This window comes from Pseudorhodobacter sp., from assembly GCF_030452865.1.
GTDB lineage: Bacteria > Pseudomonadota > Alphaproteobacteria > Rhodobacterales > Rhodobacteraceae > Pseudorhodobacter.
In genome coordinates, this window is record NZ_JAKDLJ010000102.1 from 1 (window position 1) to 9,931 (window position 9,931).

Genomic DNA, 9,931 nt, shown 5'->3' on the forward strand with positions numbered 1-9,931 from the left:
GCCGAACAGATCAAGTCGCACCGGCCCGAGCGGTCCCGGAGGATAGATATCAATGATGCCGCCGCGAATGGCATAGTCGCCGGGTTCCGATACCGTCGGGCTGGGGGTAAAACCCATCCGCGTCAAGAAGTTGCGCAACGCATCTTCATTCAGCCGATGGCCCACAGTTGCGGAAAACGACGCATCGCGCAGAACTTCGCGCGCTGGCAGACGCTGCATCGCTGCGCTGAGTGTTGTCAGCAGTACGAACGCCCCCCGCACCCCTTGCGCCAGCGCCGCCAAAGTCGCCATCCGGCGCGAGATGATATCCGGGTTCGGCGAAACCCGGTCATAGGGCAGGCAATCCCATGCCGGCAGTTCCAGCACCGCGACATCCGGTGCCATCACGGCCAGCGCCTCGCGCATCGCATCCAACCGCTTGTCATCGCGCGCGATATGGATGACTGGCGCGCCGCGCGCCAGCTCCTTTGCCAGAAGCGTTGCGTCAAAGCCTTCGGGCGCGCCGCCCAGTATGATCCGCGTCACCACGTCCGTCATCGCTTCAGTTCAAAAACAGGTGATAGGCTTGCATGTTCTGCCACATTCCCCACAGCGAGGTGATGAAGATCGACACCATGCCGATGCCCTGCACAAGCATCCGGTGCCGCACCAAGCGCCGATACAGCGCCTCCCCCTCCAGCGCATTGTTGCTGATATGTTGCGCGGTTGACAGGCTGAGCAAGCCGACAAGACCCAGCGGTGCCATCAGCAGGAAGATCGCCTGGGCAAACTCCACCCGGTAAAAAATGCCGAGCACGACGAGGACGGTAAACAGAAACGCAACGATGCCGACCAGCCAAAGCCCGGAAACCCGCGCGATGTACAAAAGCCGGCGGGTGTTGATGGCGACCATCGCCTCCAGGTCGGCAGCTGCTTCGCCGCCGTGTTTGCGCGCCCGCGTCACCATGTCGAATGGCACGCCAAGCACCCAATGGCTGGTCGTCGACCACAAAACCGCAAGCATGATCCAGAACCAAAGGTTCGAAAAGGATCGCATGTCGATCAGCTCAAAAACCGTTTTGTATAAGTCCAATGTGCCAACCTTTGCGATACGTCATGGGCCACGTCCGGTGGATGTTCGCGCTGCCCGCGTCATTCCTACCCTTGAGATGCCCGCTTTTCCATGGCAGTCAGAACAAAAAGCCGCAACCCCTTGCAAGCACACCACAGCAAGGATCATGCAAAGGAAAGCCGCGATGCGCCCCACCACTGGCCAATTCCCCGCCACAAGGTTCCGCCGGTTGCGCAAATCGGATGCGTTGCGGCGGTTGGCGCAGGAAAATACCCTGTCGGTGAATGACCTGATCTGGCCGGTGTTCGTGCGCGACGGGGTGAATGTGGCAGAGCCGATCACCTCGATGCCGGGTGTTTCGCGCCTGTCGATAGACCGCTTGGTCAAGGCAGCGGAGGATGCGGCGGCTTTGGGCATCCCTGCGATTTGCCTGTTTCCCTATACCGACCCGGATTTGCGCACCGAAACCTGCGAGGAGGCGTGGAACCCGGAAAACCTGGCAAACCGCGCGATCCGCGCGATCAAATCGGCGGTGCCGCAGATTGCGGTGATGACGGATGTGGCGCTGGACCCCTACAACGCAAATGGCCATGACGGACTTGTGCGGGACGGCATTATCCTGAACGATGAAACGATTGAGGCTTTGGTGAAGATGAGTCTGGCACAGGCCGAAGCCGGGGCGGATATCCTGGGGCCTTCCGACATGATGGATGGCCGTATCGGAGCGATGCGGCAGGCGTTGGAAATGTCGGGATATCAAAATGTTGCGATCATGTCTTACGCCGCGAAATACGCCTCTGCCTTTTACGGCCCGTTCCGGGATGCGGTGGGTGCAGGCAGCCGGCTTGTCGGTGACAAGAAGACCTATCAGATGAATCCCGCCAATTCGGATGAGGCGCTGCGGTTGATTGAGCGTGATCTTTCGGAAGGCGCTGATGCAGTGATGGTGAAACCCGGCATGCCTTACCTGGATATTTGCCGCCGGGCGAAGGATACGTTCGGCGCGCCGACCTATGCCTATCAGGTGTCTGGCGAGTATGCGATGCTGATGGCGGCGGCGCAGAACGGTTGGATTGACGGAGACAAGGCGATGATGGAAAGCATGATGGCGTTTCGCCGCGCCGGGTGTGACGGCGTGCTGAGCTATTTCGCGCCACGCGTCGCAAAACTGTTGAACGATCAGACGTGAAACGGGCAAAATCGCGCGCATTGGGGCCTTGCTGCGTCCAAATGGATGACAGCGCCGCAAAACCGCGCTATCTTTTGAACCAAGGCCCGATTTCCTATGACAGAGGCCGAAATTATTGAGCAATCAGCGACCGGCAAACCCGGCGCGAGGGATGAGGCGGCAGAAATATGAACACAGTGAACAGACGGATTTTCCTTCGTGCGACCGGGGCAGCGCTTGCGCTTGGCGGTTGTGCCAATGGGATCGGCGGTGGCGGCGCCCAACGCTTGGATGCACGGGTCGACGCGACGCGGGATTTCCTGTTTTCGCGTTATCCCGGCACCCGTGATCTGGCCAACAAAAGCCAGGGCGTGCTTTACATGCCCCTGATCACCGAAGCCGGGTTTGGCATCGGTGGTTCCTATGGCCAGGGCGCGTTGCGCATCAATGATGTGACGGTGGATTACTATTCCGCCACCCGCGCAACCATCGGCTTTCAGATCGGCGCGCAGCAATATGCCCATGCGCTGTTTTTTCTGACCGAAGCGGCGTTGGGCGATTTCCGCCGCTCCCCCGGTTGGGCCGCAGGAGCCGACATCCGCTATGCTACACCGGATCAGGGCGCAAGCCTTGGCAAGGAAACGACCGAGATCAACCCGGTGATCGCGCTTGTCTTTGGTCAATCCGGTTTGATTGCGGGTGCCACGCTCGCAGGCTCCAAATACAACCGCATCATTCCTTGATCAACGACCACCGAGTTTCCTTGGAAGAATATGGATTTACCAAGGAAATTCGGTGGCTTACACGCGTTACTTCAGCCGCTTGATCAAGCTGGACGTATCCCAACGCCCGCCGCCCATGTTCTGCACATCCTTGTAGAACTGATCGACAAGGGCGGTCACAGGCAGGCTTGCGCCGATGTCATTGGCGGTGGCAAGACAAATGCCCAAATCCTTGCGCATCCAATCCACGGCAAAACCGTGGGCGAAGTGATCGTCCAGCATGGTCTTGTGGCGATTGTTCATCTGCCACGACCCGGCGGCACCTCCAGAAATCACCTCGACCACCGCTTTGCCATCCATCCCGGCCTTTTCGCCAAAGGCCAGCGCCTCCGCCAAGCCCTGCACCAGCCCCGCAATGCAAATCTGGTTCATCATCTTGGCAATCTGGCCCGACCCGCTTTCGCCCAGGCGTTTGCAAATCTTGGCATAGGCGGCCATCATCGGCTCCGCCGCGTCGTATTGCGCCGCATCCCCGCCGCACATTACCGATAACGCACCATTTTCGGCCCCGGCCTGACCGCCTGATACCGGCGCATCGACGAAGCCCACGCCCAAAGCCGCCGCCGCCTCACTCATTTCCCGCGTGACCAGAGCGGAGACCGTGGTATGGTCGACAAAGATCGCGCCTTTGGCCATCCCGGCAAATGCACCATCGGCGCCGGTGCAAATGCTGCGCAGATCGTCGTCATTGCCAACGCAGGCCATCACAAAGTCTTGACCCTGCGCCGCTGCCTTGGGGGTCGCCGCACTTTGCCCACCATGTTTTGCCACCCACGCCTGCGCTTTCGCAGGATTGCGATTGTATACCGTCACCTCATGCCCTTTTGCCGCCAGATGCCCGGCCATCGGAAAGCCCATGACCCCCAATCCCAAGAATGCAACTTTCGCCATCACGCGCCCCTTCCAATTGCCTCTGCTTACTGGATCGAATAGGTAATAAGCCACACCCCGCCGTCAAGAACGGACCGCCCATGCTGACTGCCTTTCGCTGGCTCACCCGGATATTTCTTGGTCTTTTGGCCCTGTCGGCATTCGTGCTGGCGATCAGCTATTACTTCCTCTCGCGCTCTCTGCCCGACTATTCGGCCAGCTACAGCGTGCCGGGGATCAGTGGCGAGGTGGAGATTGTGCGCAACAACGCCAATGTGCCACATATTTTCGGCCCCACCGATGCCGATGTCTATTTCGCGCTTGGCTTTGCCCATGCACAAGACCGCTTATGGCAGATGACCATGCTGCGCCGCACCGCGCAGGGCCGCCTGTCGGAGGTATTCGGCGAGCGCACCTTGAAGATTGATGAGCTGTTGCGTCGCTACGATCTTTACCCCCTCGCGGTCCAATCGCTTGCGGCGCAGGACGCGGAGACGCGGACCGCACTTGATGCCTATGCCCGCGGCGTCAACGCCTGGATCGGGGAGGTCAACGTCCATGCGATGGGGCGCGGCGCGCCGGAGTTCTTCCTGTTTTCCAATGAGATTGCCGCGTGGCAGCCCGCCGACAGTATCGCGATCATCAAGCTGATGGCCTTGCAGCTTTCGAGCCATCTGGAGGCCGAAGTGCTGCGCGCGCGCACCTCGATGCTGCTGCCCGCAGCGCGGTTGCGCGATATTCTACCCGATGATCCGGGGTCGGCGATCACCGCCCTGCCCGATTACGCCAGCCTGATGCCAAGCCCGCCACCCGGAGGCTTTCCGACGCGGTTGGCGCAAGACCCGCTGTCACCTTTCATGCCGCGCGATCTGGCCGGGGCGTCGAACGCTTGGGCCGCTGCACCGAACCGCTCGGCGGCGGGGGGGAGCCTTTTGGCCAATGACCCACATCTTGAATTCACTGCGCCGACGATCTGGTATCTGGCGCGGTTGCAACTGGCCAGCGGCGGCGTGATCGGAGCCACGATTCCCGGCGTTCCCGCGATCATGATCGGCCGTTCCGAGGCGCTTGGCTGGGGTGTCACCTCCTCCTATCTCGACGATCAGGATGTGGTGATGGAACGGGTCAATCCCGACAATACCGAAGAATATGCCTCCCCCACCGGTTGGAAAAAGTTTGAAACCCGGCGCTCCATCATCACCGTGAAAGACCATGATCCGGTGACGATCACTCTGCGTTGGTCCGAGGCCGGGCCGATCCTGCCCGGCACCCACTACAACCTTGGCACCGTCACCCCGCCAGGCCATGTCGCGGCGTTGGAATGGACAGCGCTGTCGCCGCATGACACCTCGATGACCGCCGCCATCCATCTGATGCAGGCGCGTTCCATCCCCGAGGCGCTGGAGGCGGGGCGGCAATTCGTGGCGCCGTCACAAAACCTGATGCTGGCGGACCGGGAAGGCATTGCGTTTCAATTGATCGGTGCAGTGCCGATCCGCGATGCCGCGCATGACACGCAGGGCCGTATGCCGAGCGTTGGCGACAAGGCGCCGAATCTCTGGGCCGGGATTCAGGATTATTCCAAAAATCTGCGGGTGTTGAACCCGACGTCCGGCCTGCTTGGCAACACCAACAACAAGACCACCGATGCGCCCTTCCCCGACAATATCAGCTTCACCTGGGGCGATACCCACCGCATCCAACGCTGGCTGACGCTGATGAAAGCGCGTGAGGTCCACACCCGCGAAAGCTTCATCGAGGCGCAACTGGACACGGTATCCCCGGTTGCCCGCGCGGTGCTGCCCTTGATCGGCGCGGATCTGTGGTTCACCGGCACCGCTGCCGCCGAAGGTACGCCGGAACGGATGCGCCAACGCGCGCTGGAAATGCTGGCGGAATGGAATGGTGAGATGAATGAGCATTTGCCCGAACCCCTGATCTATGCCGAGTGGCTGCGCGTGCTGCAAGACCGCCTGATCCGGGATGAGCTTGGTCCCCTGGCCGATGAATTCAACCACCCCGATCCGGTTTTCATCACCCGCGTTTTCAACAATACCGATGGCGCGGGTAAATGGTGCGATGTGATCCAATCCGCCGCTGTGGAAACCTGCACCGATATCGCCCGTATTTCGCTTGATGAGGGCTTGCTGCGCCTGTCGGAACGCTATGGCCAGAACATTGAAAGCTGGCGTTGGGGCGATGCGCATCAGGCGACCCATGACAATCCGACGCTCGGCAAAGTGCCGTTCCTGCGCTATTTCGTGAACCTGCGCCAGTCAACCTCTGGCGGCGACAGCACCTTGATGCGTGGCAGAACCTCGGGGGAGGAGCCCGACCCCTTCCTCAATGTCCATGGCGCGGGTTATCGCGGCGTTTATGACTTTGCCGATCCCGACAGTTCGGTGTTCATCCTGTCGACCGGTCAATCCGGCCACCCGCTGTCACGGCATTATGACGATTTGGGTGTGTTGTGGCGGCGTGGCGAGTACATCCCGATGTCGCTTGACCCCGGCCTGGCCCGCGCGGCGGCGGTGGGCATCACGCACCTGTCGCCGCAGTGATCGCGGGACGCGGCCTGTTTTCACCATCCTGCGCCTACAATGCGGCAAAGGCTTTTTGCTGCCGTTCGGTCCAACTGACCCTTAGCACCCATCCGTTGTCGTTCAGCGTCTCCTCATCGACGACGCCCTCGGCATGGAGCCAGGCATGGGCGCGTCCCTGGCTGAAATCGAGGGTCAGCACCGCCTCAGCGCGCGTCTGCTCAAACACCTCCGAAACCGCGGCAAGCAATGGCGCGATCCCGGCCCCGGTCAGCGCCGACAGCGCGAAAACCCGGTCCGAGGCGCTGGCCTGCTTTTCCAGCGCGGCACGGGCGCTGCCATCGACCAGATCTAGCTTGTTCCACACCTCAAACTGCGGGATTTCCGCTTTCATGCCAAGGCTGGTCAGAATATCACCCACATCCGCCGCCTGCTCCGCCGATTCCGGGTGGCTGATGTCGCGTACATGCAGGATCAGGTCAGCGGCCAAAACCTCCTCCAGCGTCGCTCGGAAGGCGGCGACAAGCTGGGTCGGCAGGTCGGAGATGAAGCCCACGGTGTCCGACAGAATCACCTTGCGACCATCAGGCAATTCCATGCCGCGCATCGTCGGGTCCAGCGTGGCGAAAAGCATATCCTTCGCCAAGACCTCCGCCCCGGTGATGCGATTGAACAGTGTCGACTTTCCGGCATTGGTGTAGCCAACCAAAGCCACCAGCGGAAACGGCACCTTGCGCCGTGCCGCGCGGTGCAATTCGCGCGTTTTCACCACTTTTTCCAACTGCCGTTTGATCCGCACGACCTGATCGTCAATTGCGCGGCGGTCGCTTTCGAGTTGGGTTTCACCCGGCCCGCCAACGAACCCAAAACCACCGCGCTGACGCTCCAAGTGGGTCCAGGCCCGCACCAATCGCGTCCGCTGATAGGACAGCGCCGCAAGCTCCACCTGCAAGACGCCTTCGCGGGTCCGGGCGCGGTCGGCGAAAATTTCCAAGATAAGACCGGTGCGGTCCAACAGTTTGACGCCCCAGGCCTCCTCCAGATTGCGTTGCTGCACAGGGGTCACCGGGCCATCAACCAGCACCAGACCGACGCCAAGCGTCTTTATGCGCTCACCCAGTTCTGCAACCTTGCCAGAACCGAACAGCGTGCCGGGGGTCTGTTTCGGAAGGCGCACGACCTCGGCCCCGGCCACCTCCAGCCCCGGAAGGGCAGTGGCCAAAGATACCGCTTCCGCCAACCCGTGTTCCGGCAGACGGCGGGTGCGGTTCGATTTCAGATCCGGGTGCAGCACATAGGCAAGTGTTGCCTGTTCGTGGGTGTCATGCCCGGCGAGCCGCCGTTCGACCCAGCCAGCATCATCATCGTCGAGATCGTTCAAATCTATTCTTCACCTTCATAGAGGCTGATCGGCGCGCCCGGCATGATCGTGGAAATCGCATGTTTATACACCAGTTGCGATTGCCCGTCCCGGCGCAGCAACACGCAGAAGTTGTCAAACCAAGTAATAACCCCCTGCAATTTGACGCCGTTGATCAGGAAAATCGTGACAGGAACTTTTGCTTTGCGCACATGGTTCAAAAATGCGTCTTGCAGGTTTTGTTTATCGGAAGCCATTATTGCCTTACCTTTTTTTATACTGGTTGCCGTCGACATCCCCCGGTCCCTCTCCGAAGGTCAATTTCTGCACTATGAAGGGGGAAAAATGGAGTTTCCAGCCCAAAAGCAGCGGTTTCCCCGCTCTTGGGCGGTAATCGTCTTACCTGCGCCACACTCTGGGGGACAGCAGCGCCAGAATTGCCAGAATTTCCACTCGGCCAACGATCATTGCGGCCCCGAGGATGGCTTTTTCGGAGAAACTCAACTCCACCATGCGGATCGGCACGTCTGACGCCATTGCGACCAATGGCCCGGTGGTCGTCACCGAAGCGATGGTCAGCACCAGCCCCTTTTCAAACTCCAACCCGCGCAGCGACAGCGCGGCGATGAAAATGGCGAAGGTGATGGCGTAGAGCATGAAGAATATCCACGCGACATAGGCACCGCCTTGCCGCAACCGCCGTTCCGCATCGCCGCCGCCGCCGACCGAACTGGGGTGGACAAGGCGGTCCATCTCCCGCTCACCGTGGCGGGCAAGCGCATAGACGCGCAGCAGTTTCAGCCCGCCCGCAGTGGTCGCAATTCCGCCGCCCATCATCGCAAGACCCAGCAGGATCAAGCCCGGACTGTTCAGCCCAGACCATGAGCGCGCCGGCACCCAGTCGGCGCTTTCGAACCCGGTGGTCGTCAGAAAAGACATGGTAGTGAACAGCCCGCCCCACAAAGCATGGGCTGCCGCCCTGATGTTGAGGATATCATCGGCGGCCAGGGCACCGATCCAGTGCCGGACGAACAACAATCCCGGCACCACGATCAGGAAGAACAGCGCGAGTTGCACCTCATGGTCATTGCGCAGCGCGCGGTTGCGGTCAGTCAGTACAAGTCCGGGCATGCTGCGCCGCGTCAGCGCCAGCGCCATGAACAAAAACACCAACGCCTCGCTGAAAAACCCGCCGCTGACGATGGCCGCACTCTGGCCGTTGGTGATGCCGCTGGTCGAAAGCGTCGACATCGCAAAGCACAGCGCAGTCAGCCCCTTTTCACCCGAAATCAGCAGCAAGACCCACAGCATCAGGGTCAGCCCGAAATAGGCCGGAAACAGCGTCGCACCGTGGCGCAGCAGGCGTTCCGATGGCCCGGCCCCGTGGGTGATCTGACCGGCACCTTGCGCACCGCGCCCCGGAACCCGGCCCGTCAACACCTCTACGCCACCGAGGTTGAGCGGTGCCAGGATCGCGACCGCCGACAACAGCACGAAAAACCCGCCCAACCAGCCCACCAGAGCGCGCCACAGATGCAACGATGACGCGAGCCGCCCCGGTGTGTCATATTGCGTCACCCCGGTGGTTGTGAAGGAGGACACCATCTCAAACCAGGCATTGCCAAAGCTGGTATCCGGCACCGCCTCATTGAACGGCACGGCAAACATCAGGGGCAACCAGATATAGGCACCGACCAACGTGGCCAACTGGCTGCGCGGATCCTTCGACGGTTTGTAATGCGAGGTCGCAATGCCGACCATCACCGCCAACAGCAGCACCATGATCGAACTGTAAAGGAATGGCCGCGCGACCGACAGATTGTCATGGACCGCAGCATGTGCCGCCGGCAGCAGCATCGCAAGCGCCCCGGCCCCGGTCAGGACCACCAACAACGGAAGCTCCAGGATACGGCGCAGCATCGGCGATCAGAAGAAGTCGACGGAGACCTGCAACAGGCGCTCCACCTCGGGCACATCCTTGGCCATGGAGAAAAGTGCGATGACATCGCCCTCCTCCATCCGCAGATCACCGATGGGTTTCAACACCTTGTCGCCCTTCATCACCGCGCCGACCAGCACTCCTTCGGGGAACTCAATGTCGCGGATCAGTTTCCCGGCCAGTGGCGAGGTTGACAGAACCTGCGCCTCGATCACCTCCGC

Annotated in this window: 9 protein-coding genes and 1 pseudogene; 3 read left to right on the forward strand and 7 right to left on the reverse strand. The window is 60.9% G+C overall.

What is annotated here, in order from left to right; genetic code table 11:
* Window positions 1–537: pseudogene (locus L0H65_RS08145) on the reverse strand (transcription-repair coupling factor); the annotation flags it as partial.
* A 4-nt stretch (window positions 538–541) separates the two neighbouring features.
* On the reverse strand, window positions 542–1,072 hold the full coding sequence (locus tag L0H65_RS08150) for a component of SufBCD complex (protein WP_301458383.1): 531 nt from the start codon (window positions 1,070–1,072) through the stop codon (window positions 542–544).
* 163 nt (window positions 1,073–1,235) lie between these two features.
* Between L0H65_RS08150 and hemB the strand changes: the two genes are divergently transcribed.
* Both hemB and L0H65_RS08160 read left to right on the forward strand, forming a co-directional pair.
* Window positions 1,236–2,240 (forward strand): porphobilinogen synthase, encoded by a 1,005-nt coding sequence (gene hemB, locus L0H65_RS08155; protein ID WP_301458384.1) that lies wholly within the window; start codon window positions 1,236–1,238, stop codon window positions 2,238–2,240.
* A 167-nt stretch (window positions 2,241–2,407) separates the two neighbouring features.
* Window positions 2,408–2,962 carry a YSC84-related protein gene (locus tag L0H65_RS08160; protein WP_301458385.1) on the forward strand — a complete coding sequence of 185 codons (555 nt, stop codon included), beginning with the start codon at window positions 2,408–2,410 and terminating at the stop codon, window positions 2,960–2,962.
* A gap of 66 nt (window positions 2,963–3,028) precedes the next feature.
* Here L0H65_RS08160 and L0H65_RS08165 read toward each other — a convergent pair whose 3' ends face one another.
* The gene (locus L0H65_RS08165) at window positions 3,029–3,892 is read right to left on the reverse strand and encodes an NAD(P)-dependent oxidoreductase (RefSeq protein ID WP_301458386.1); all 864 of its coding nucleotides are present in this window, start codon (window positions 3,890–3,892) and stop codon (window positions 3,029–3,031) included.
* A gap of 80 nt (window positions 3,893–3,972) precedes the next feature.
* Between L0H65_RS08165 and L0H65_RS08170 the strand changes: the two genes are divergently transcribed.
* Window positions 3,973–6,432, forward strand: a complete 2,460-nt coding sequence (locus L0H65_RS08170; protein ID WP_301458387.1) for a penicillin acylase family protein — start codon at window positions 3,973–3,975, stop codon at window positions 6,430–6,432.
* A 34-nt stretch (window positions 6,433–6,466) separates the two neighbouring features.
* On the opposite strand, the gene hflX is transcribed toward L0H65_RS08170, so the two are convergent.
* The 4 genes from hflX to L0H65_RS08190 all read right to left on the reverse strand — a co-directional run.
* Entirely contained in the window at window positions 6,467–7,705 is a 1,239-nt protein-coding gene (gene hflX / locus L0H65_RS08175; protein ID WP_301458390.1) for a GTPase HflX, read from the reverse strand.
* 89 nt (window positions 7,706–7,794) lie between these two features.
* Entirely contained in the window at window positions 7,795–8,028 is a 234-nt protein-coding gene (gene hfq / locus L0H65_RS08180; protein WP_022704857.1) for an RNA chaperone Hfq, read from the reverse strand.
* 142 nt (window positions 8,029–8,170) lie between these two features.
* Window positions 8,171–9,691 (reverse strand): potassium transporter TrkG, encoded by a 1,521-nt coding sequence (locus tag L0H65_RS08185; RefSeq protein WP_301458388.1) that lies wholly within the window; start codon window positions 9,689–9,691, stop codon window positions 8,171–8,173.
* Between the two features lie 6 nt (window positions 9,692–9,697).
* Window positions 9,698–9,931, reverse strand: a 234-nt coding sequence (locus L0H65_RS08190) for a TrkA C-terminal domain-containing protein (protein WP_301458389.1), incomplete at its 5' end; no start/stop codon positions are given.